The sequence below is a fragment of the Rhodanobacter sp. FW102-FHT14D06 genome, assembly GCF_043950705.1.
In the GTDB taxonomy this organism is placed as follows: domain Bacteria; phylum Pseudomonadota; class Gammaproteobacteria; order Xanthomonadales; family Rhodanobacteraceae; genus Rhodanobacter.
Genome location: NZ_CP170722.1, coordinates 3,261,273 through 3,283,815, shown reverse-complemented (window position 1 = coordinate 3,283,815; position 22,543 = coordinate 3,261,273). Strand labels below are relative to the sequence as shown.

23 protein-coding genes are annotated in these 22,543 nt (G+C 65.8%); 6 read left to right on the top strand and 17 right to left on the bottom strand.

The genetic code is table 11. The annotated features are described in order from the left end of the window. Positions 1-8 precede the first annotated feature (8 nt). Genes ACFCQI_RS14750 through ACFCQI_RS14725 form a run of 6 tightly spaced genes read left to right on the top strand, consistent with a single transcriptional unit; the run spans position 9 to position 5,794 of the window. A complete protein-coding gene (locus ACFCQI_RS14750; protein WP_395117888.1) occupies positions 9-1,982 on the top strand; it encodes a heme lyase CcmF/NrfE family subunit in 1,974 nt (657 codons plus the stop codon). Then, on the top strand, positions 1,979-2,521 hold the full coding sequence (locus ACFCQI_RS14745) for a DsbE family thiol:disulfide interchange protein (RefSeq protein ID WP_395117886.1): 543 nt from the start codon (positions 1,979-1,981) through the stop codon (positions 2,519-2,521). Before ACFCQI_RS14750 ends, ACFCQI_RS14745 begins: the two co-directional genes overlap by 4 nt. Before the next feature lie 56 nt (positions 2,522-2,577). Further along, the gene (locus tag ACFCQI_RS14740; RefSeq protein WP_395121372.1) at positions 2,578-3,003 is read left to right on the top strand and encodes a cytochrome c-type biogenesis protein; all 426 of its coding nucleotides are present in this window, start codon (positions 2,578-2,580) and stop codon (positions 3,001-3,003) included. After that, entirely contained in the window at positions 3,000-4,052 is a 1,053-nt protein-coding gene (locus tag ACFCQI_RS14735) for a tetratricopeptide repeat protein (protein WP_395117884.1), read from the top strand. The genes ACFCQI_RS14740 and ACFCQI_RS14735 overlap by 4 nt, the downstream gene beginning before the upstream one ends. Before the next feature lie 2 nt (positions 4,053-4,054). Continuing rightward, positions 4,055-5,179: a homoserine O-acetyltransferase gene (locus tag ACFCQI_RS14730; protein WP_395117882.1), complete on the top strand. Its 1,125-nt coding sequence runs from the start codon at positions 4,055-4,057 to the stop codon at positions 5,177-5,179. Between the two features lie 33 nt (positions 5,180-5,212). Continuing rightward, a complete protein-coding gene (locus ACFCQI_RS14725) occupies positions 5,213-5,794 on the top strand; it encodes a cysteine dioxygenase (RefSeq protein WP_395117880.1) in 582 nt (193 codons plus the stop codon). Between the two features lie 600 nt (positions 5,795-6,394). Here the strand turns inward: ACFCQI_RS14725 and ACFCQI_RS14720 are convergent. From ACFCQI_RS14720 to ACFCQI_RS14640, 17 genes are all read right to left on the bottom strand, one after another. Continuing rightward, entirely contained in the window at positions 6,395-6,652 is a 258-nt protein-coding gene (locus ACFCQI_RS14720) for a DUF2274 domain-containing protein (RefSeq protein ID WP_395117878.1), read from the bottom strand. Continuing rightward, positions 6,649-7,932 (bottom strand): TrbI/VirB10 family protein, encoded by a 1,284-nt coding sequence (locus ACFCQI_RS14715; RefSeq protein ID WP_395117876.1) that lies wholly within the window; start codon positions 7,930-7,932, stop codon positions 6,649-6,651. Before ACFCQI_RS14715 ends, ACFCQI_RS14720 begins: the two co-directional genes overlap by 4 nt. Then, complete coding sequence (gene trbG, locus ACFCQI_RS14710; protein WP_395117874.1) at positions 7,919-8,935, bottom strand: P-type conjugative transfer protein TrbG; 1,017 nt, start codon at positions 8,933-8,935, stop codon at positions 7,919-7,921. The genes ACFCQI_RS14715 and trbG overlap by 14 nt, the downstream gene beginning before the upstream one ends. Beyond that, entirely contained in the window at positions 8,932-9,639 is a 708-nt protein-coding gene (trbF, locus tag ACFCQI_RS14705) for a conjugal transfer protein TrbF (RefSeq protein ID WP_395117872.1), read from the bottom strand. The genes trbG and trbF overlap by 4 nt, the downstream gene beginning before the upstream one ends. Before the next feature lie 12 nt (positions 9,640-9,651). After that, positions 9,652-10,968 (bottom strand): P-type conjugative transfer protein TrbL, encoded by a 1,317-nt coding sequence (gene trbL, locus ACFCQI_RS14700; RefSeq protein WP_395117870.1) that lies wholly within the window; start codon positions 10,966-10,968, stop codon positions 9,652-9,654. After that, a complete protein-coding gene (locus tag ACFCQI_RS14695; protein WP_395117868.1) occupies positions 10,965-11,273 on the bottom strand; it encodes a hypothetical protein in 309 nt (102 codons plus the stop codon). The genes trbL and ACFCQI_RS14695 overlap by 4 nt, the downstream gene beginning before the upstream one ends. Before the next feature lie 2 nt (positions 11,274-11,275). Then, positions 11,276-12,004: a P-type conjugative transfer protein TrbJ gene (gene trbJ / locus ACFCQI_RS14690; protein ID WP_395117866.1), complete on the bottom strand. Its 729-nt coding sequence runs from the start codon at positions 12,002-12,004 to the stop codon at positions 11,276-11,278. After that, positions 12,001-14,433: a conjugal transfer protein TrbE gene (gene trbE / locus ACFCQI_RS14685; RefSeq protein ID WP_395117864.1), complete on the bottom strand. Its 2,433-nt coding sequence runs from the start codon at positions 14,431-14,433 to the stop codon at positions 12,001-12,003. The genes trbJ and trbE overlap by 4 nt, the downstream gene beginning before the upstream one ends. 10 nt (positions 14,434-14,443) lie before the next feature. Beyond that, positions 14,444-14,710: a VirB3 family type IV secretion system protein gene (locus ACFCQI_RS14680; protein WP_395117862.1), complete on the bottom strand. Its 267-nt coding sequence runs from the start codon at positions 14,708-14,710 to the stop codon at positions 14,444-14,446. Beyond that, positions 14,707-14,979 carry a TrbC/VirB2 family protein gene (locus ACFCQI_RS14675; protein WP_395121371.1) on the bottom strand — a complete coding sequence of 91 codons (273 nt, stop codon included), beginning with the start codon at positions 14,977-14,979 and terminating at the stop codon, positions 14,707-14,709. Before ACFCQI_RS14675 ends, ACFCQI_RS14680 begins: the two co-directional genes overlap by 4 nt. A 59-nt stretch (positions 14,980-15,038) precedes the next feature. Then, positions 15,039-16,052: a P-type conjugative transfer ATPase TrbB gene (gene trbB, locus ACFCQI_RS14670; protein WP_395117860.1), complete on the bottom strand. Its 1,014-nt coding sequence runs from the start codon at positions 16,050-16,052 to the stop codon at positions 15,039-15,041. Further along, positions 16,049-16,519, bottom strand: coding sequence for a CopG family transcriptional regulator (locus tag ACFCQI_RS14665; protein WP_395117858.1), 471 nt, complete (start codon positions 16,517-16,519; stop codon positions 16,049-16,051). Before ACFCQI_RS14665 ends, trbB begins: the two co-directional genes overlap by 4 nt. Beyond that, positions 16,516-18,513, bottom strand: a complete 1,998-nt coding sequence (locus ACFCQI_RS14660) for a conjugal transfer protein TraG (RefSeq protein WP_395117856.1) — start codon at positions 18,511-18,513, stop codon at positions 16,516-16,518. Before ACFCQI_RS14660 ends, ACFCQI_RS14665 begins: the two co-directional genes overlap by 4 nt. A 219-nt stretch (positions 18,514-18,732) precedes the next feature. Continuing rightward, complete coding sequence (locus tag ACFCQI_RS14655) at positions 18,733-18,978, bottom strand: EexN family lipoprotein (protein WP_395117854.1); 246 nt, start codon at positions 18,976-18,978, stop codon at positions 18,733-18,735. A gap of 43 nt (positions 18,979-19,021) precedes the next feature. Continuing rightward, positions 19,022-19,927 carry a LysR family transcriptional regulator gene (locus tag ACFCQI_RS14650; RefSeq protein WP_395117852.1) on the bottom strand — a complete coding sequence of 302 codons (906 nt, stop codon included), beginning with the start codon at positions 19,925-19,927 and terminating at the stop codon, positions 19,022-19,024. Positions 19,928-20,153: 226 nt separating this feature from the next. After that, entirely contained in the window at positions 20,154-20,504 is a 351-nt protein-coding gene (locus tag ACFCQI_RS14645; RefSeq protein WP_395117850.1) for a DUF3147 family protein, read from the bottom strand. Between the two features lie 64 nt (positions 20,505-20,568). After that, on the bottom strand, positions 20,569-22,536 hold the full coding sequence (locus tag ACFCQI_RS14640) for a heavy metal translocating P-type ATPase (protein ID WP_395117848.1): 1,968 nt from the start codon (positions 22,534-22,536) through the stop codon (positions 20,569-20,571). Positions 22,537-22,543 lie beyond the last annotated feature (7 nt).

Sequence of the window (22,543 nt, the reverse complement as noted above, 5' to 3'; positions counted from 1 at the left end):
ACCCGACCATGACCCCCGAACTCGGCCAACTTGCACTGATTCTCGCCCTGCTGCTCGCCCTGGCACAGGGCGTCCTGCCGCTGATCGGAGCGTGGCGCGGCAATCGCGCGCTGATGGCGGTGGCACGGCCCGCGGCGGCGGGCCAGGCGGTGTTCGTGGCGTTCGCCTTCGGCATCCTGGTTTGGGCGTTCCTGCATTTCGATTTCTCGGTGCAGTACGTGGCCGACAACTCCAACCTGGAGCTGCCGTGGTACTACCGCATCGCCGCGGTGTGGGGCGCGCACGAGGGTTCGCTGCTGTTGTGGATCTTCATCCTCAACGTGTGGACGGTGGCGCTGGCCGCGTTCAGTTACAAGCTGCCCGAAGTGTTCGCCTCGCGCGTGCTCGCGGTGATGGGATTGATCGCGGTGGGCTTTCTCGCCTTCATCGTGTTTACCTCCGACCCGTTCGGCCGGCTGCTGCCGATGCCCGGCGACGGCGCGGATCTCAACCCGGTGCTGCAGGACCCCGGCATGGCCTTCCACCCGCCGGTGCTCTACACCGGCTACGTCGGCTTCTCCGTGGCCTTCGCGTTTGCCATCGCCGGCCTGCTCGGCGGCGAGCTGGAACAGGCGTGGGTGCGCTGGGCGCGACCGTGGACCAACGTGGCCTGGGCCTTCCTCACCCTGGGCATCGTCGCCGGCAGCTGGTGGGCGTATGCGGAGCTGGGCTGGGGCGGCTGGTGGTTCTGGGACCCGGTGGAAAACGCCAGCTTCATGCCGTGGCTGGTCGGCGCGGCATTGATCCATGCGCAGGCGGTGACCGAGAAGCGCGGCTCGCTGCGCGCGTGGACGATCCTGCTCTCGATCTTCGCGTTCTCGCTGTCCCTGCTGGGCACCTTCCTGGTGCGCTCGGGCGTGCTGACCTCGGTGCACGCGTTCGCCTCCGATCCGCGCCGCGGCGTGTTCATCCTGATCTTCCTCACCATCGTGGTCGGCGGCTCGCTGTTGCTGTACGCGTTGCGGGCGCCCAAGGTGGCCGGCGGCAAGGCGTTCCAGCTGCTGTCGCGCGAAACCGTGCTGTTGATCGGCAACCTGATGTTCGCGGTGGCTGCGGCGATGGTGTTGCTGGGCACGCTGTTCCCTCTGATCGGCGACGCGCTGAACCTGGGCCGGATCTCGGTCGGCCCGCCGTATTTCGGCTTCCTGTTCCCCCTGCTGATGTTGCCGGTCGTGCTGCTGATGCCGTTCGGGCCGTTCCTGCGCTGGGGCAAGGGCGAATCGCCGCTGCTGAAGCAGATCCTGCTGCGCGTCGGCGTCGCCGCGGCGGCCTGCGCGATCGTGGCGGCGTTCTTCGTCGACGGCAAGCTCAAGGCGGTCGTCGGCGTCGCGGCGCTGGTGTGGCTGGGCGTGGGCGTGCTGCTGTATGCCTACAAGCGCTGGCGCGACGTGCCGCGCGGCCGCCGTTATCCGGGCGAGATGGCCGGCATGCTGCTGGCGCATCTTGGCGTGGGGGTGTTCGTCGCCGGCGTGCTGCTGACCGAATCGCTCAGCGTGACCCGCGACGTGCGCATGGCGCCGGGCGAAACGCAGCACATCAGCGGTTACGATTTCCGCTTCGATGGCGTGCACCGCACCACCGGCCCGAACTGGAAAGCCGACCAGGGCGTGATCACGGTGACCCGCGAAGACAAGCAGATTGCGGTCATGCACCCGCAGAAGCGCACCTACCCGCGCGGTCAGGTGCAGACCGAGTCGGCGGTCGACGCCGGCGTGTTCCGCGACCTGTACGTGGCGCTGGGCGAGCCGATGGACGCCGGCAACATCGAAGGCGCGTGGGCGCTGCGCCTCTACTACAAGCCATTCGTGCGCTGGATCTGGGGTGGCGGCTTGCTGATGATGCTGGGTGGCTTCGTCTGCGCCGCAGACAAGCGCTTCCGTCTCAAGCGCACGGCTGATGCCACCGCTTCGCTGGACCTGCAGCCACAGGAAACCCGCGCATGAATCGCCTGCTGCCGTTCATCGGTTTCATGCTGCTGGTGGGCCTGTTCGGGTTCGGCATCTGGTGGAACACGCGCCACGATCCGAACGCGATCCCCACGCCGCTGCTGAACAAGCCCGCGCCCGCGTTCAACCTGCCCAAGCTGTACGAGCCGACGCAGACGGTGAGCAAGGCCGACCTGCTCGGCCAGCCCTACCTGCTCAACGTGTTCGCCAGCTGGTGCATCGAGTGCGGCGTGGAACACCCCGTGCTGACCGCCGCAGCGCCGAGCCTTGGGGTGAAGCTGGTCGGCTACAACTACAAGGATGCGCCGGCCGACGCCAAGGCCTGGCTGGCGGCGCACGGCAGCCCATACGCGTTGCTGATCACCGACGAGTCCGGCCAGACCGCGATCGACTTCGGCGTCTACGGCGCGCCGGAAAGCTTCCTGGTCGACGCGAAGGGCGTGATCCGCTTCAAGCACATCGGGCCGATCACCCCGGACGTGCTGGCGACCAAGGTCAAGCCGGCGATCGCCGCGATGCTGAAGGAGACGCCGTGAAACCGGGCATCGGGAATCGGGCATCGCCAGCCCGCGGGTTGCTGTTCGCGTTCTTCATCGCGCTGCTGACGTGCGCGGGCATCGCCCACGCGCAGGCGATCGAGCCGATGCCGTTCACGGATCACGCGCAGGAACTGCGTTTCCAGCATCTCACCCACCAGCTGCGTTGCCCGATGTGCCAGAACGAGACGCTGGCCGATTCCAATGCGCCGATCGCCCGCGACCTGCGCAACCAGATCTTCAAGCTGATGCAACAAGGCAAGAGCGACGACGAGATCAAGCAGTACCTGGTCGCGCGCTATTCGAATTACATCCTGTACGACCCGCCGCTGAAGCCGGGCACCGTGCTGCTCTGGTTCGGGCCGCTGGCGATTCTGCTGGCCGGCGCCGGCGTGGTGCTGGTGGCGATCCGCAAACGCAGGCGCGAAGGCGTTGACACAAAGACCGTCGGCGACAGCGCCGACAACGGGGAAGATTGGTGAAAATCGCCTTTATCGTGGTGGCCGCGCTGATGGTCGCGCTGGCGCTGGCTGTCCTGCTCGTGCCCCTGGTGCGCGAGGGACGCCGCTCCGGCCGCGCTCGCAGCGTGTTCGTGCTCAGCCTGTCCATCGCCCTGCTGCTGCCGCTGGGTGCCGGCGTGCTCTACCTGAAGGTCGGCACGCCGGCGGCACTCAACGGGGTCTCTGCGCAGGCGCAGACGCCGATCAGCCTGCCGCAGGCGATCGCCCAGCTGCGCGAGCACCTGGCGCAGCAGCCCGACGATCAGCAAGGCTGGATGCTGCTGGCACAGACCAGCGCGATGATGCGCCAGCCAGGCGACGCGCGCGATGCGTGGGACCACGTGCTGAAGCTCGATGCCAACAACGCCGAGGCGATGGTGGGCTGGGCCGAAAGCGATTCGATGCTGCGCGCCGACCACCAGATCGAAGGCCGCGCCCGCGAGCTGCTGCAGCGTGCGGTGAAGCAGCACCCGGACAACCAGCGCGGGCTGTGGCTGCTCGGCATCAGCGACTTCCAGCGCGGCGACTACCGCAACGCTGCCGCCACCTGGCGCCTGCTGCAACCGCAGCTCGAACCCGGCTCCAGCGTGGCGAAGTCCGTCGCCGAACAGATCGCCATCGCCGACGCCCGTGCCGGCGGCGCACCGGCCGGGACCTCCAGCAGCGCCGCAGCGGCTGTGCCGGCAGGTGCTTCGTTGCGGGTCACCGTCACCCTGGCGCCGGCGCTGCAGGGCAAGCTGGCCAAAGGCGATGTGCTCTACGTCTACGCTCGCGCCCTGGATGGCCCGCCGATGCCGCTGGCCGTGGCCCGGATCGAGCCGGTCACGCTTCCCGCCACGGTCGCCCTCAACGACGCCATGGCGATGACGCCCGCGTTCAAGCTGTCGTCGGTCGCCCAGGTTTTCGTGGGCGCACGGATCAGCCATGACGGCCAGCCCACCGCCGCGCCCGGCGACCTCGAAGGCGATGCGGGCGTGGTCGACGTCGCACGCAAGACGCCGGTCGCCATCACCATCGACAAGGTGCACTGACGATGGGCGACGCGCGCCGCTATCTGAACCTGCCCTCGCCGTTTCCGATGAAGCGCGGCGGGGAACTGCACGGCGCGCACGTCGCCTACGAAACCTGGGGCACGCTGAATGCAGCGCGCGACAACGCAGTGCTGGTGCTCACCGGGTTGTCGCCCAGTGCACACATGACCTCGTGCGATGAAGACCCGTCGCCCGGCTGGTGGCAGGACATGGCCGGCCCCGGCAAGGCGATCGACACGGATCGCTGGTTCGCGATCTGCGTGAACTCGCTGGGCAGCGACAAGGGCTCCACCTGTCCGGCGTCGCTCGACCCTGCCACGGGCGAGCCCTATCGGCTGAGCTTTCCCGAGCTGGCGCTGGAAGACGTGGCCAATGCCGCGCACGCCGTGGTCGCCAGCCTCGGCATCACGCAGCTGGCCTGCCTGATCGGCTGCTCGATGGGCGGCATGAGCGCGCTGGCCTACATGCTGTTGCACCCGGGCAGCGTGCGCGCGCACATCAGCGTGGATACCGCGCCGCAGGCGCAGCCGTTCGCCATCGCGATCCGCTCCCTGCAGCGCGAGGCCATCCGCCTCGACCGGCACTGGAACGAAGGCGTCTACGACGACGCCAACTACCCCGACATCGGCATGAGCATCGCACGCAAGCTCGGCGTGATCACCTACCGCTCCGCGATGGAATGGAACGGCCGCTTCGCGCGCATCCGGCTCGATCCGGAGCAGCGCGAGGACGAACCGTTCGGCCGCGAGTTCCAGGTGGAGTCCTATCTCGAAGGCCACGCCAGGCGTTTCGTGCGTACCTTCGATCCGAACTGCTACCTGTACCTGTCGCGCGCCAGCGACTGGTTCGACATCGCCGAGTACGGCCACGGCAGCGTGCACGACGGGCTCAAGCGCATCTGCATCGAACAGGCCATGGTGATCGGCGTGAGCACCGACATCCTGTTTCCGCTGCAGCAGCAGGAGCAGATCGCCGAAGGTCTGCAGGCTGCCGGCGCCAGGGTGGAATTCGTGGCGCTGGATTCGCCCCAGGGCCACGATGCCTTCCTGGTCGACATCGAGCACTACAGCCCCGCCATCGGCGGATTTCTGAACCGCCTGGCGGCCGCGCCATCGCCGCACTGGTAGACTCTGGCCGCCACTCGCCCATCCGAGACCGCCATGCTCACCCTGGATTTCCCCGGCAGCCGCACCCTGATCGACGCGATCGACGCCGCCGTGGCCAAACCCACCACCCACGAACTCACCGACAGCCTGCGCCAGAGCCTCTGCCGGCTGATCCGCGAGCAGGCAGTGCGCCTGCCCGAATGCGTGTTCGAGGCCAACCCGGAGCACTACGCGCGCCGCGAGCTGTACCGCAGCGAAGACCACGGCTACTGCGTGGTGGCGATGACCTGGGGGCCGGGCCAGGGCACGCCGATCCACGACCACGATGGCATGTGGTGCGTCGAGGGCGTCTGGAACGGCGCGTTGGAGATCGTGCAGTACGAACTGCTGGAGCACGATGCGCAACGCTACTGCTTCCAGGCAGTCGGCTCGATCCAGGCCGGCACCGGCTCCGCCGGCAGCCTGATCCCGCCGCACGAATACCACAGCATCCGCAACCCCAGCGACGACGCCGTCACCGTGAGCCTGCACGTCTACTCCGGCCCGATGGTTCGCTGCTCGGTATTCCAGCCACTGCCCGAAGACCGCTGGTACGGCCGCGACGTGCGCCAGCTGGGTCTCGACCGCGTGCACTGAACCCGGCATAATTCCCCGCTCACGCATGCCGGTGTGGCGGAATGGTAGACGCGGCGGACTCAAAAATAGGTGCTTGTACCTATGGTCAGCTTGGGTTCATCGTTCGCCAATCCGCATCAGGCCAGAGATTGAGCGAAGTACCGACTCTTGATCGAGAAACACACTTTTCGTATCAGGAGCCAAACAGGAGCCAGGACGGCGCAGACTGGTTCCAAGCTGGTAGTAGAAGGTAGTGTTGTAAAGTTGCGTCACGCCCGAGTGGTGGAATTGGTAGACGCAGAGGACTCAGACCAAATTTGAGCCCTCTTGGAGAAATCCTTGAGGTGAAGCCCGTCAAACTCGGTGAAGGCCCTGGACGCAAGTCCGAGCTAATGCCGAGCCAAGCCCAGGCCGAAAGGTATGGGAAGGTGTAGAGAGCAGACGGCGGGCACCTACGGCAAAGCGGTCACACGCGGCGCTACGGTGAAGGCGTGCTCCAGACCACGAACGCCCTGCCTCGTGCAGGACGGCGGCGAAAGCCGAAGTGGTAAGAAAATCCTCCGCCGCAAGGCTTGTCGGTTCGAGTCCGACCTCGGGCACCAATTCAGAAGCCGTCCCTGCTCACGCAGGGGCGGCTTTTTCATTGCGCCGTGCGCTACTGCCATTCGATCGTCGGAAGCCTCGATCTCCCGCCACAAAAGCTTCAAGCATATGCGGGATCAACCTCGCTGCATCGACCGCCTCGCCATAGGTCTGCGCATGCAATGCAGCGTAACGATCGAGGTCAGCCTTGAGTTGAGCCGAGCATGAGAATGTCAACTTGACCGTATGGGTATCGGGCAGTGGCCCGAGCCGCAGCTTTTTCGGGGACGAACTCATGGCATCGCCCCTCGCTGAATAAAGAGCGGCTGGTATGGTCGCAGCAGCAGATCCTTGTTCACCATTACGTTGACTTGGAACCCCGGCTGCACCGTCAGCGTCGGCTGGATGCTGAGGTTACGGCGCGTGATCTCCTGACCCACCTGATTGGCCGTGTCCTGCGCACTGTTGCGCAAGGCGACGACCGTGTTGCCGTTGACGTTGCCCTCATTCGAGACAGCTAGCTCGGAGCTGACGCCGAGCAGCGTGGACAGCGCCGCGCCTGACAGGATGCGGCCCCAGTGCCAATCCACGCCGTCCTCCAGACCGGCGTAGCCGGCCGGGTCGATGCCGGGCAGCTTGTCCAGCGCAATCGACGAGGTATCCGGCAGCACCAGCCGCAGCCAGACCAGCAGCACGCGCCGCTGCCCGAAGGCCACTTGGCTGTCGTAGCGGCCGATCAGGCGCGAGCCTTGCGGAATCAGCAGATAGTGACCGCTCGCGGTGTCGTACACCGGCTGTGTCACCTCGGCAATGATCTGCCCCGGCAGGTCGGAATTGATGCCCGTCACCAGCGCCGCCGGAATGATGGTGCCCGCCATCGCCGTGTACGGTGAGGTCGGCGCCTGCAAGGTACCGGTGTTGCTGGTTGCCACATCGCCGCCTTTGGTCAGGAACGCTTCCTTCTGATCCTGTCGGTTCTGGAGCGCCGTCGGATCGTTGGGTTGCGCCGCCGTAGACGCCGGCCCGGCACCCATCGGATTGAACGGTCCGGCCGAAGTGTTCGGCATGGTCGGCAACGGCGCTGTCGTCGCCGCTGCGTCCGCTTTTCCCGTGGCGTTGCTGGTGCGGAAGAACACCGACGACCGGGCGACTTCCTCAGCCTGGCGCTGCCGGTCAATGTTCTCGGCTGATGGCCCCGGATTAGCGTTACCAGCCGGTAATGGCGCGACGGACGCCGCACCCCAGTCGCCGGGCAGCGGCGGTCCGAGCTGCGGTACGCTGGCCGTCGGCGCCGGCTTCGCCGGCAGCTTCGAATAGTCGGCCGGCAACTGGTCCAGGTCGTCGGACTTGGCGATCCGATCGACGTTGTATAGCTCCGTCTGGTCGCCCGAACCGCGCCGGCCCTTCGATTGCAGCGCCCACATGGATGCGCCGGCGACGGCCACCGCGAGCAACGTCGCCGAAATGGCCAGCGTGCGGCGATTGAGCCGCGTCACTGGACGCGGCGAAGCGCGCAACGCAATGCCCTCGGGAGCCACCTTCGGCGCGGGCTGGGCTTCGTGGTCAGTCGTGTCCATGACCCGCTCCCGCGGCGATGCCGTCGGTGCGCTCGATGCGCACGACGGCCGCCCTACTCCCATCCTTGCCACCGAGCCGCAGCTCGGCCGCGCCGAACAGTCGATCCACGATGTCGTAAGGCGCGTGGAAACGGTAGTTCACCAACTCGCCCTTGCCGTCCGGGCCAACCACGAATAGCGGTGGCAATTCGCCCTGCGCGATGCCGGCGGGAAACTGGATATACACATGCTGCCCATCATCGAAGGCACGTACCGGCTTCCATGGCGGGCTGTCGCCCGTGATCGCGTAGCGGAAGTGCAACTGGTCGAGCGACAGGCCCGAGGCGGCGGGCGCTTGCGTATCGGCTGCCTGCGCCTGGGCCTGCAACGCCAGCATCTGATCCTTCGGGTACTGCCACGACACGGACGCCATCCACGCCTTCGCGGTGGATGTGAGTTCCAGCAGATAAGTGCGCCGGCTCGTCGTGATGACGAGGTTCGTCGTGATTCCCACGCGCACCGGTTTGACCATGACGGCCACTCGCCGATCCGTGCCGCTGCCGCTGGCCGTATCGCCTACGATCCACTGCACGGTGTCGCCGGCCGCGACCGTCACCAGTTCCTCGCCCGGCTGCAAGCTGATGACCGTCACCCGGCCGGGGCTCGCATAGACCTGATACAGCGCACCATCGGAAAACGGCCAGACCTGGATCGCGTTGATGTAGCCCTCGCGCGTGGGTGCCACGCTCGCCTCGGCATTGGCCTGCTCAACGCGCGTCTTCGCATCGGCAGGTTCGGGCGTCGGCTTCGTATCGGCGCCGCCCGGTAGCGGCTTCATCTGGTCCGGCAACGGCAGGGGCTTGGGCACTTCCACCACCGCGACCGGCTTTGCCGGCTCGGGCAGCGGTTGCGCTTTGACCGACTCATCCAGCGAGATGACCGGCGGTGGCTTGCCCTGGGTGGCGCAACCGGAGAGCGCGCCGAGCAGGCCGAGGAAAGCAAACGTGGTGATGACGTGTTTCATGGCTTCTTCGCTCCTTCCGGCGCATCCAGGTCGCGGCTCCAGGACAGCCCGTTGATGTAGATACCGAGGGGGTTACGGCGCACCTGCTGTTCGGTGCGCGGCGTCTGCATGACGAGGGTGAGCATCGCGGTCCAGTGCTCGATGCCGGTGGGTGTGCCCTCGTTGTAGTGCTGCTCAGTCCAGCGCACCTGGAACGAGGTGTCGCTCACACGCACCACGCTGGTCACGTCCACCGAGATGGAGTCTCGGCCGACATGCGCGAATGGATTATGGGCACGGGCGTAATCGTTCAAGGTGGTCGCGCCCCGGTCCGTGGTGTAACCGTAGGCTTCGAGCCAGTCCTGCCGCACCACCACCGGGTCGATCGACAGCGCGCGCACATCGGCGATGAAGCGCGCCAGGTGATAGGCGATCTGTGCCTCGGTCGGCTGGTACGGCGTGACTGCGGCGCCGACGGCACGCACCTGGCCGGCGTGATCGACTTCGACCACGTAAGGCGTGACGCGCGACTGGCCGGACTGCCATACGAGTCCAGCGGCCATCAACAACGCGAGCCCGAGACAACCGAAGGTCATCAGCCGCCAGTTCTTCGCCTGCACGCGGGCGCTGCCCAGGCGTTCGTCCCACACTTGGGCAGCGGCTTGATACGGTGTGGCGGGTACAGGTGACTCGCTGTAGCGCACGCCGGGTCGTGTGAAGCGCATCGTTCGCCTCCCTTACTCGTTCGAGGAATCGCGTAGTTCCGGCGCGGCACCGCCGCCGCCGTGATCAGCCGAGCGCACGACATGGGCGGCCGTCGAGGCACCGTGTGCCACGCGCTGGCGGCGTTGCAGGCGCTGCGCCCAATCGGGTGCCTTGTCAGCGGATCCGGCAGGTGCCGCCGCGCTCGACGAGGTGTTCGAGGTCGATCCGACGCCAGCGGCCGAGGCCACACGATTCCGCACGGCACGGGCGCCGGCCGCGACGCGCTCACCCGCCGCTTGCGCACCGCTACGCGCCACGTTGGCCATGCCCGCGCCGACGGCCCGTGCGCCGGCCGCGCCCGAGGCGGCCGCGCCGGCGCGATAGGCCGACGCCGCACCACCGGCTGCACGTGCGGTGCCTACCGCACCGCGAGCCGCCAGGCGTGTTCCGGCCGCGACTGCAGCACCACCCGTCGCCACGGCTGCTCCGCCAGCCACCGCGAGACCCGCCGCACCGAGCGCCGTACCAGCCGCCGTCCCGGCACCAAGCTGTGGTGCACCGGACACGAGGCCCGTGGCAATGCCCGGTCCGAAGATGCCCAGGCCCAGCATCGTGAGCGAGGCCAGCATGACGGCGAGCGCATGGTTCAGCGACGGATCGGCACCGGCCGGCGTCTGGAACTGCCCGAAGATCGTCGAGCCGATGCCAACGATCACCGCCAACACCAGCACCTTGATGCCCGAGGACACCACATTGCCGAGCACCTTCTCGGCAAGAAACGCCGTCTTGTTCCACAGCGCGAATGGCACCAGCACGAAACCGGCGAGCGTGGTCAGCTTGAACTCGATCAGCGTCACGAAAAGCTGCACGGCCAGGATGAAAAAGCTGATGACGACCACGATCCACGCGAGCAGTAGCACCACGATCATGTCGAGGTTGCTGAAAACCGCCGTGAACCCGTGCGACATCGTGCCGACTTGTTGCAGGATCGGCTGACCGGCCTGGACGCCAATCGCGGCGAGCCGCCCCGGTTGCAGGAAGTTGCCGATGCTCAACGTCGAGCCGGCGGCGAGCAGCCCAAGCCCCGTGAACGAGCGGAACACGATGCCGGCCAGCGTGTTGAAGTTGCCGATGATGTAGGCGAAGGCACCGATGTAGAGGGTCTTGCGGATGAGCTTGGCCAGCACGTCCTCGCCGCCCATCGCCCAGAACAGGCCGGCCAGCGTCATGTCGATGACGATCAGCGTGGCGGAGAGGTACGCGACTTCGCCATGCAGCAATCCGAAGCCGGAATCGATGTACTGCGAGAAGACCGCCAGGAACTGGTCGATGACGGACAGGTCGTTCATGGCCATGCTCCGTCGTCAGGCGTATCGAAGCTCGCCGGGATCGGCGGCAACGAGGCCAACGTCTGGTATTCGCCGGGGCCACCCAGCCCGAGGAAGAAGCGCCGCGCATACGCCGCGTCCACGAGGCGGCACGTCGCGCCGTCCATCTGCGGATGTGCAACGGCACAGCGATGGCGAAGCACGTAAAGCCGCTGCGGATCGTGTGCGAGTGCATCGACCGTCAACGCGGGTTCGTACCGACCGCAAGCGGTCAGCATGACGATGGCGACGAGGACGAGGACGAGGACGAGTGCGTGGCGCATCATCGTCAGTTCCCGTAAAATTTCACCGGTTGCGGCGTGTACTGCGGGCCGCTGCCGATGAAGCGCGAACGCACCTGCTCGGCCTGCGCCTCATCGGCCGCCGCACGCGCTTGGTCCAGCGCCGTCGCGCGATCCTGCGACACGGTGAGCTGTTGGGCCTGGATCGCCTGGCGCGCGATCAGGGCGAGCAACTGGTTGGTCGCCTGGCTGGCCTGCAACGCGCCGACCGCGCCCTGGCTCTGCGTGACCAGCCCGCTCAATACGCCCTGATCCGACAGCAGGTTTTGCGCGGCCTGCGACTGCATCTGCGTCGAGGTCTGCAATGCCTGCACCGAGGTCTGCCAGCGCGTTTGCGCGTCCTGCACCATTTGCGCGTTCGGGGTGTCGGCAGCGTAGGAGCCGGGATACAGTCGATTGAACGTCGCCTGCGACTGCGCGACGTTGAAGGTCAATCCCTGCGCCTGTGAGATCAACTGATTCGTCGTCGCCAAGGTGGACAGCAACTGCGACAGCGAGTTGTAGTTGAGGCTGGTGAGATTGCGTCCCTGGTTGACCAGCATCGTTGCTTCGTTCTGCAACTGCTGGATCTGGTTGTCGATCTGTTGCAGCTCGCGCGCGGCGGTCAGCAGGTTCTGCGAGTAGTTCGCGACGTCGAACACCGCCCACTGCGCGAAGCTCGCGGATGAACAGGTGAACAACACGGCCGCAGCGGCGGCCAGCCAGGTCTTCTTCATGGCCGAATCTCCGATGGTGAAGGAACCGAGGGAAACGAGGGGATGAGATCGGCGGCCCAATCGAGGCCGGTATGGCGCAACCAGGCACCGGTGAACTCCGGCGCGCCGGCGTCGAGCACGCGATCCATGTCGCGCTGATCCTGCGGCGTCGAGGCGCCAGCGAACGCCAGCGCCACCGGTCCCAGGTCAAGGTCGAACAGGCGATTGCCCAGCCGCGACTGGTAGTAGTAGTCACGCTTGGGCTGGGCGGTGGCGACGATCTCGATCTGCCGGCTGTTGAGGCCAAAGCCTTCGTAGATGGTGCGAATCTGCGGCTCGGTCGCTTGCGGGTTCGGCAGGAAGATGCGGCTCGCGCAGCTCTCGATGATCGCGGGTGCAATGCTTGAATCCTTGATGTCGGCGAGCGACTGCGTGGCGAAGATGACGCTGACGTTCTTCTTGCGCAGCGTCTTCAACCACTGGCGGATGCGCGCCGCGAACACCGGGTCATCCAGGAACAGCCATGACTCATCAAGAATCAGGAGCGTTGGTACGCCGTCGAAGCGTTCGTCGAAGCGCGCGAAGAGGTAATGCAGTACGGCCAGCACGGCGGCCTTACTGTGCATGAGTTCTTCCATCTCGAAGCCTTGTACGTCGGCCGAACCCAGCCGGTCGTGATCGGCATCCAACAGGCGACCGTGCGCGCCGCCCAGCACGTAGGGCGCGAGCGCCTGGCGCAACGTGTTCGACTGGAGCAGCACCGACAGACCGGTCAGCGTGCGCTGTTCGAGCGGTGCACCGGCCAGACTGCCGAGTGCCGACCAGACTGCCGCCTTCTCGTCAGGCCCGACCGTGATGCCTTCGTGCGACAACCGGCCTTCCACCCATTCGGCAGCCCAGGTGCGGTAGCCATCCCGATCGATGCGTGCGAGCGGCTGGAATGCGATGGCGCCATCGGCGCCGAGGTCGTAGTGCTCGCCACCCAAGCCAAGGATGGTGGCGCGCATCGAGCGCCCCATGTCGAAGGCGAAGATGCGCGAGCGTGGATAGCGCCGAAACTGCATCGCCAACACGGCCAGCAGCACGGACTTGCCCATGCCGGTGGGGCCGACCACCAGCGTATGCCCCACGTCACCGATGTGTGTCACCAACCGGAACGGCGTGGCCCCATCCGTGCGCGTGACAATCAGCGCTGGACCATCGAGATGGGGGTTCTTCTCCTGGCCGGCCCACACGGCAGAGACCGGCATCAGATGCGCAAGATTCAGCGTGGAAATACTCGGCTGACGCACGTTGGCATAGGCATGGCCCGGAATCGAGGACAGCCACGCTTCCACCGCATTGAGCGTTTCGGGAATCGTCACGAAGCCGCGGCCCTGGATTGCGCGCTCGACCATGCGCAGCTTTTCGTCGGCGGCTGCCGCGTCAGCATCCATCACGACGACGGTTGTCGTCACATAGCCGAAGGCCACCTGGTCGCTGCCCAATTCCTGCAGGGCAGCGTCCGCGTCGCTCGCCTTGTTGCTGGCATCGGTATCGACCAGCGGCGATTCCTGCTGGAAGATGGTTTCGCGCAGCAACGCGACGACATTCTTGCGCTTGGCGAACCACTGCCGCCGCAGCCGTGTCAGTTCCTTCTCTGCTTCGGCCTTGTCCAGGCAGAGGAAACGCGTGCACCAGCGATAGGCGAAACCCAGGCGGTTTAGATCATCGAGCAGGCCCGGCCACGTCGACGTCGGGAAACCGCGCACCGTCACGATGCGCAGGTGCCGATCGCCCAGTATGGGCGCGAGGCCGCCGACCAGCGCCGTGTCGGCCAGCAACGCGTCGAGATGGAACGGCACTTCCGGCACGCTGATGCGATAGCGCCGTGTCGAAATGGTTGCGTGCAGGTAGGTCAGCGTCTGGCTATCGTCGAGCCAGTCGATCTCCGGCATCACGCCATCGAGCAGGTCGAACACCCGATCCGTCTCGGCGACGAAAGCGGTCAGCCGTTCGCGCCAGTCCACGCCGGACGTGGGCGTGTTCTCGTACAGCAGCTTCGCCGCCCGCGCCCGAGCCTCTTCGGGCGGCAGGTACACCAGCGTCAGGTGATAGCCACTCTCATAGTGGCTGCCGGCCGCCTCGAACGCCGCGCGGCGCTCCTCGTCCACCAACCAGGACAGCGACTCGGGAAAGTCCGAGTGCGGATAGCCCGCCGCCGGCCGGCGCTCGGCTTCAATAAAGAGTGCCCAGCCTGAACCCAGCCGGCGCAGCGCGTTGTTCAGGCGCGCGGTCGTGGCGACCAGCTCGCCCGGCGTCGCGCTGTCTAGGTCGGGTCCGCGGAAACGTGCCGTGCGTTGGAAACTGCCATCCTTGTTGAGCACCACGCCGGGCGCGACCAGGCCCGCCCACGGTAGCCAGTCGGCAAGCAACGCGGAGCGCGGGCGGTATTCGGCAAGATGCAGCATGGCGTCGGCCTCACACGTCCAGCAACGGCTTGTGCTTGAGATGGCGCGCGAAAACCGACATGAACTGCGGATCGACGCGTGCTCCCCACACGGCGAGCGAATGGCCGATCAGCCACAGCGCGATGCCAGGAATCCACAGTTGCAGGCCGAGGCCCACGGCGGCAGCCAGCGTGCCGTTGGCGATCGCCACGGAGCGCGGTGCGCCGCCCATCAGGATCGGTTCGGTCAGCGAGCGATGCAGCGGCACCTCGAAGCCGGTGGCGGCGAATTCGTTCATGCCACCACCGCCCCGCCAGAGAAGCTGAAGAACGACAGGAAGAAGCTCGATGCGGCGAACGCGATCGACAGCCCGAATACGATCTGGATCAGACGCCGGAAGCCGCCGCTGCTGTCGCCGAACGCGAGCGTGAGGCCCGTCACGATGATGACGATGACCGCGATGATCTTGGCGACCGGTCCCTGGATCGAATCGAGAATGGATTGCAGCGGCGCTTCCCACGGCATGTTGGAGCCGGCAGCATGGGCGGCCGTCGCCACCAGACACATCAGCAGCAGCCAAGGCCGCGCGTTACGGAAATGCGGATCGTCGTAAAAGCGTGTTCGTGTCATGACGGGACTCCTGGAGGGGCGGACGCGGAAAACAACGCACCGGGCGCGGCATCGAGCCGGTAGCCGCGCTCGTCGAAACCGGCGACGCGGGCGATGTCCTGGATACGGCGGGCACGGCCGCGCCCGGCGATGAAGATGACGACGTCGACTGCCTCGGCGATCAGCGCGCGCGGCGCGGTCACGGCGACTTCGAGAATCAGTTGCTCCAGGCGCAGCAGCGCGCCGTGCGCGGAGCCGGCGTGGACGGTGGCGATGCCACCCGGATGACCGGTACCCCAGACCTTGACCAGATCGAGCGCTTCGCCGCCGCGTACCTCGCCGACAATCACGCGGTCGGGGCGCAGCCGCATCGTGGCGCGCACGAGTTCCGTCATCGACACGACGCCCGGCAACGTGCGCAGCGGCACGTGATCGCGTGCCGCGCATTGCAGTTCCACCGTATCTTCAAGCACCAGTACGCGGTCACCGGTGGCAGCAATCTCCGCGAGCAAGGCATTGGCGAGCGTGGTCTTGCCGGTGCTAGTACCGCCGGCGATCAGGATGTTCTGGCGTTCGCGCACGGCGCCCAGCAGGAAACCCACTTGCGCGGTCGTCATCATCCCGTCGGTGACGTAGCGTTCGAGCGGGATCACGCCGACCGCACGCTTGCGCAGCGCGAAGGCTGGCCCTGGCGCCGCCGGCGGCAGGATGCCCTCGAAGCGTTCGCCGGTCTCGGGCAGCTCCGCCGACAGCAGCGGCTTGCTGGCATGCACTTCGGCGCGCACATGGGCGGCGACCAAGCGAATGATGCGTTCGCCATCGGCAGCGGAAAGCCGTACGTCTGTCGGCGTGCGTCCATTGGACAGCCGGTCGATCCACAACGAACCGTCCGGGTTGAGCAGGATCTCCACCACGTCCGGGTCATCCAGCGCGCCAGCGATCAATGGCCCCATCGCCGTGCGCAGCATGCGCACACGCCGGTCCAGCGACCGGGCAGCCGGCGTCAGCAGGTCGTGCGGTTGCGCGCTCATGGCGCCTCTCCCGGTGCCGGCGCGTCCGCATAGCCGGCGGCAGCGTCACGTCGCACCGTGTCGGGCTGGATTTCCTCCACCAGCTCGCGCACAAGGCTGTGTCCGCGCAGCAGGTGGCGACCCAACTGTTCGATGAACTGCGCGAAACGCGCCTTGCCCTGCGCACGCGCCGCATCCTGGTGTGCCTCCGGCACCGGAGTGCTGACGGTCAGGAAGTAGCGGATGAACAGCGCCAGCGTTTCGATCTGGATGGACTGGTCGCGTTCCAGGCGCTCGAACTGGCGCGTGAGCCGGTCCAGCCGCTTGGCGATCGCGGCCTCGCGCTGGTCGCCAGCATCGGGCGATAGCCAGGATGCCAGCGCCGCCGCGACGATGGACGACTTCGAGACGCCCTTCTTGGTGGCCAGCTCATCGAGCCGCCGGGCGTGCTCGGGTGGGATGAAGAGATTGAGACGGTATTGGCTCATAGCGGTATCCCGTCCGCCGGATCGAGCGTGGCCAGCCGCGCCGTACGTTGCAGGCGTGGATCGAGCTGGGCGGGAATCGGCAATGCCAGATCATCGTCATCGAGCATCGTCAGGTCGTCGGCCACCCTGTCGGACGTCGGGACATAGATCATCTCGTCGGCCAGCTCGGGTTGGCGCCGCAAGCCGCCGTCGTCGGTCGCGCCTTCAGGCAGCGTGATCGTTGCGGCAGGCGCACTCGGCATCACGGGAATGGGCAGTGCGCTCCAGTCGTCAGCGCGCCGCGTCGGTACATCGACATAAGGGCCGCTCGCCAACACCGGCGGCGCAAGCACGCGGCGCTTGAAGTTGGCATCGGCGTAGTAGCGCAGCTTCTTTGCACGGATCGGCGCCTGGCCCGAGACCATCACTACGGCATCGTCGGGCGGGAGCTGCATCACCTCGCCGGGTGTCAACAACGGGCGTGCGGTCTCCTGGCGCGACACCATCAGATGCCCAAGCCAAGGTGCCAAGCGATGGCCGGCATAGTTGCGTTGTGCGCGCAGCTCGGTTGCGGTGCCCAGCGTCTCGGAGATGCGCTTGGCGGTACGTTCGTCGTTGGTGGCGAACGTCACGCGCACATGGCAGTTGTCCAGGATCGAGTGATTGACGCCATACGCCTTGTCGATCTGGTTGAGGCTCTGCGCAATCAGGAAGCTGCGAATGCCGTAGCCGGCCATGAACGCCAACGCCGACTCGAAGAAGTCGAGCCGGCCGAGCGCCGGGAACTCATCGAGCATCAGCAGCAGGCGATGCCGGCGTGCGATACCGTCGGAGCCGTCCAGCGATTCGGTCAGTCGCCGGCCGATCTGGTTGAGGATGAGCCGGATCAGTGGCTTCGTGCGGCTGATATCGGACGGCGGCACGACCAGATACAGCGACACCGGGTGCTCGGCCGAGATCAGGTCGGCGATGCGCCAGTCGCAGCGCGCGGTGACTTCGGCCACCGTGGGATCACGGTACAGGCCGAGGAAGCTCATAGCGGTGGATAGCACGCCCGAACGCTCGTTGTCGCTCTTGTTGAGCACCTCGCGTGCCGCGGAGGCGACGACCGGATGCGGCGCCTCGCCCAGGTGCTTCGTCGTCATCATCCGGTGCAGCGTCAATTCGAACGGACACGCCGGATCGGAGAGGAAGTTGGCGACGCCGCGCAGCGTCTTGTCGGTGCCGGCGTAGAGCACATGCAGGATCGCGCCGACCAGCAACGCGTGCGAAGTCTTCTCCCAGTGGTTGCGCCGCTCCAGCGCACCTTCGGGGTCGACAAGGATGTCGGCGATGTTCTGCACGTCGCGCACTTCATGTACGCCGCGCCGGACTTCCAGCAGCGGGTTGTAGGCAGCGGAGCGCGCATCGGTAGGGTTGAACAGCAGGCAGTGCGAGAAGCGCGCGCGCCACCCGGCGGTGAGCTGCCAGTTCTCGCCCTTGATGTCGTGAACCACGACCGAAGCCGGCCAAGAGAGCAGAGTCGGCACCACGAGACCCACGCCCTTGCCCGAGCGTGTCGGCGCGAAGGTCAGGACATGCTCGGGGCCGTCATGCCGCAGGTAGCGATCATGATGGAGGCCGAGAAAGACGCCAGCGGTGCCGATCAATCCAGCGTTGCGGATTTCCTTCGCATCGGCCCAGCGCGCCGAGCCGTAGGTGGTGACGCGCCGCGACTGCCGCGCGCGCCACACCGACATACCGATGGCGACGAACGCGGCAGAAAAGCCGCTCGTCGCGGCGATGGCGCCGCCCTTGAGGAACAGGCGCGGCGCATAAGCGTCGTACCAGTACCACCATTCGAACAGCCGCCACGGGTGATAGAAAGGAATGCCGAACAGGTCGAACCAGGGCGCGCCGAGGCGTAGCTGATAACCCAGGTGTGCAGCGGTCCATTGGGTGGCAGCCCATGTTCCCGCGACCACGATACCGATCACCGCCAGTATCTGGCCGAACAGCACACTGGCTCCGTTCATGCCGGCCTCCGACTTGCTCCCTACGTATGCGGCAAACGCGCCGCATGACCGGGAGCTTGGGTGCCGTGGTCAGTGCCGGTCAAAGACCGTTATGGCGATAAAAATGATCGAAAAAACAATATTTCCTGCAGGAGCAATGTACAGCGCGTCACAGGATTTGCGCGCGCACGACGGCGTAGCAAGTAACACATCGACATCATGTGTTGCTTTGCCAACAATTCAGAACTTCGGCGCCTTCTTGGGTGGGGTGTACTGCGGGCCGTTGCCCATGAACAAGCGATGCCGCGCTTCAGAAGCGGCATTGCATTTGCCCGCGCCCATCTTCGCGTAGTCGTTCGCGCACTGTTGTTCAACTGCACGCAATCGATCGGGATGCGCCACCAACGAATCCACCGTGTCGGTGGGCGCGGCCCTGCTGCACGCCGTGAGCGTGGCAGTCATCAACACCACGCCGATCTTGTTCATAGGGCTTTCTCCTGCGACATGAGGCCAGGCCATCGGAGGCGCTTTACGGTTTGTTGCCTGGCAGAGGGGCTTGATCGGAACTAACCCGGTCGATGAAATGACGCAATGGCTCTGACGGCTCACCGTCCGGCCGCAACAAATAAGTCGTCAGCATGACGGCACGGCCGGCCAACGGTCGCACGACGACCTCGGGATGGCGATAATCCTCAATATGGGTCGCGTTGGTGAGGCCGATGCCATAGCCGGCCGCAACCAGTGTAATCAGCATGTCGCGCGTCGTTACGCGATCGATCACGATCGGCTCGGCATCCACGGTGCGCAGCACGCGCTCGATCTGCCGCGCACAGCCTTCACAGGCTTCGGGATGACAGAGCACCAGCGGATAGCGCAGTACATCCTCCAGCGGAATGCGCTTGTGTATCAGCAGCGGATGGCGCGCCGGCACGGCGGCTACCAACGGATCCTGCCACACCGGCTCGGCGAGGATGCCATCGACCACCTCATCGGATTGGGCAAAGCCCACATCGTAAAGATCGCTGCGCAGTCCCTTGACCTGCTGCGCAAACGGCGTCTGGAACAAACGGGTCTCCACTTCCGGCTCCTCCGCACGGCATTGGGCCAGTAGCGCCGCCAGGCGTGACGGGACGATACCATCGGACACTGCGATGCGTAGCGTGCCGTGGTAGCCGTTTGCCGCAGCCTTCACGTTGACCCGGGCCTGGTCGAGCGCGGCGAAGACGCGGTGCACATCTTCGAGAAAAACCTGACCGGCCCAAGTCAGGCGCGTGCTGCGCGTGGTGCGCTCGAACAATTGCGCGCCCAGATCGGATTCAAGTTCCTTGATCGCGCGCGACAGCGGCGACTGCTCGATATGAAGTCGTTCCGCCGCGCGAGCAAAGTGGAGCTCTTCGGCGACGGCTAGAAAGCGACGCATATGACGAAGTTCCATCGAACAATCTCCTAATTGGTAGTGCCGAATGGCCGTCCGCCGAAGGCTGCGCCCAACATGCGTGCGGAGACATCGACGGCAACTCGCACCCGTCGACCGTTGGCGTGTATATAGCCACCAGTTCACGGCGTTAAGATCCTTCTCCAATTGGGGATAGGCAGTATCCTGAATCGTGCTCATGCAAATCAGCAATGCAACATGCCTGCCGCAGCCCAAAAGACCAAATTCAGAGTAACTTGACCCCAAAGGGCTTGATGGCTATTGCAAAGACGCCAAAGCACGCCACCGTGATGACCCCGCTCAGCGCCAATGCGGGCCAGAAGCCAAAGCGGGCAAACAGGCGTGGAAAGATCAGGAACATCGGCAGCGTCGGTACGACATACCAGAACGTATACCAGGCGTGATTCGCAATCTTCTCCGCCGGCTGCTTTTCCAGATAGAGCCAGATCAAAGCGAGCAACGTTACCAGCGGGAGGGACGCGAGCAGTGCACCCAACCGATCACTGCGCTTGGCCAATTCCGACACCGCCACCACGATGGCCGCAGTGATGAGATATTTGGTGATGATCCATGGCATGGTAGTAACTCAAGCGAAAGGCTCTGGAATACGTAGCGAGGTGAGTCAGCGTGCTGCACTCAGGTCAGTGCTCCGACAGTGCCACCGGTGGGCGCGTAGTGGCCCCGCGGGGATCAATCGACGGCAGCAACCGCGCCGAGTTGAGGATGAAGGTCATCTCCGAGGCGACGTGGATAAACGCGGCCAGCAAGGGGTTGAGCAAGCCGGCGGCGGCCAGCGCGATGCCGACGAGATCCACTGCCACCGTGCCCACGAAGTTGGCCCAGATGATGCGGCGCGTGCGCCGTGCCAGCTGCAATGTCTGCACGAACTTGACCAAGTCATTGCCCAACAGCACCACGTCCGCGCTCTCGCGGGCGACATCGGTGCCCGAGCCCATCGCCACCCCGACATGCGCCTTCATCAGGGAGGGCGCATCGTTGATGCCGTCGCCGACCATGGCCACCACGGCCTTGCCGGCAGTCAGTTGTTCAATGTAGGCGAGTTTGGCATCCGGCAGCACGTCGGCCACGATGGTGTCGATACCCAGCTCGGCACCCACGGCTTGGGCGACGGCCTTGGTGTCGCCGGTCAACAGCACGGTGCGAAGTCCCATGGCGTGCATCGCCTGCAGCGCATTTCGCGATTCGCTGCGAACGGTATCGGCGACGATGGCCATGCCCAGCCACGCTTCGCCACGGGCCAGCCATACCTTGGCAGCCGCCGGCCGCTGCGTCAGCACCTCCTCGGGCAGCGCGATGCCACGCTTGCGCAAGAGCGCTTCATTTCCCACCAGGATGCGCTCGCCGTTGACGGTGGCGGAAATGCCGAGGCCCGGCGTGTAGTGAAAGGCCTCTGGCTCGACTGGCGTCACGCCCTGCGCACGCGCATAGCGCACCAGCGTCTTGCCCAACGGGTGCTCTGAGCGCAGCTCGGCGGATGCCATCAGCCGCAGAACATCGCCAACGACGGCGCCCGGGGCGACCACCAGCGACTGCACTTCCGGTTCGCCGTAAGTCAGCGTGCCGGTCTTGTCCAGAACGACGGTATCGACCCGGCCAAGCTGCTCCAGATACAGGCCACCTTTGATGATGGCACCGCCTCGCGCCGCGCGACCGATCGCACCCAGGATCGCCAGCGGTGTACCGGCGGCGATGCCGCAGGCCCCGGCGACGATGATCACGGAAATGGTGGCGCGAATGTCCCGCGTGATCAGGTAGGTCAGCAGCGCCGCGGCCAGCGCGAAATAGACCAGATAGCCGGCCATGCGATCGGCCAGCCCTTGCACCGGAGCGCGCGAACGCTCCGCCTCTTCCACGGCGTCGATGATCTTGCCGTAGCTGGTGTCGCGGCCGATTCGTTGCGCCAGAATTTCCAGCGCGCCGGACTGGTTGATGGAACCGGCATACACCTCGGTGCCGGCGGTCTTTTCCACCGGCATGGATTCGCCGGTAATCCGCGCCTGATCGACAAATGAATGCCCATCGACGACGCGACCGTCGACGGGAATGCGGCCGCCTGGATTGACCAGCACGGTATCGCCCACGGCGAGCGAGCCGCTGTCGACTTCGCGGATCGCGCCATCGCGGCGAACAGAGACCTCGCGCGGCAGGAAATCCAGCAGATCGCGAATGGCGCGTCGCCCGCGCGACACGGTCATACCCTCCAGCACCTCGGCCACCAGCACGAACACGGTGATCACGAGCGCGGTGAAGAACTCCGAGATGGCGGCCGCCGCGACAATCGCGATGGTCATCGACAATTCCATTGTCATGCGCCGCGCGAGCAGGTTCTCTATCGCCTCTTTGAAGATCGGCCAGCCGCCGATCAGCAGGCCGACCAAGCCGATCACGCTAAATTGGGACCACGGCTCCCACCAGTGAAACCACACGGCGACAGCGGCCAAGGCCACGGCACCAATGCGCAGCGCTTCAGCAACATCGAAAGCATGCTCGTGGTCGCTGTGATCGTGTTGATCGGCCGCCGGCGCGATCGTGCGCTGTTCGGTTTGTGTCGGCAGATCCGTAGCAGCGCGTGGTTTGGGTGACTCCATAAAAATT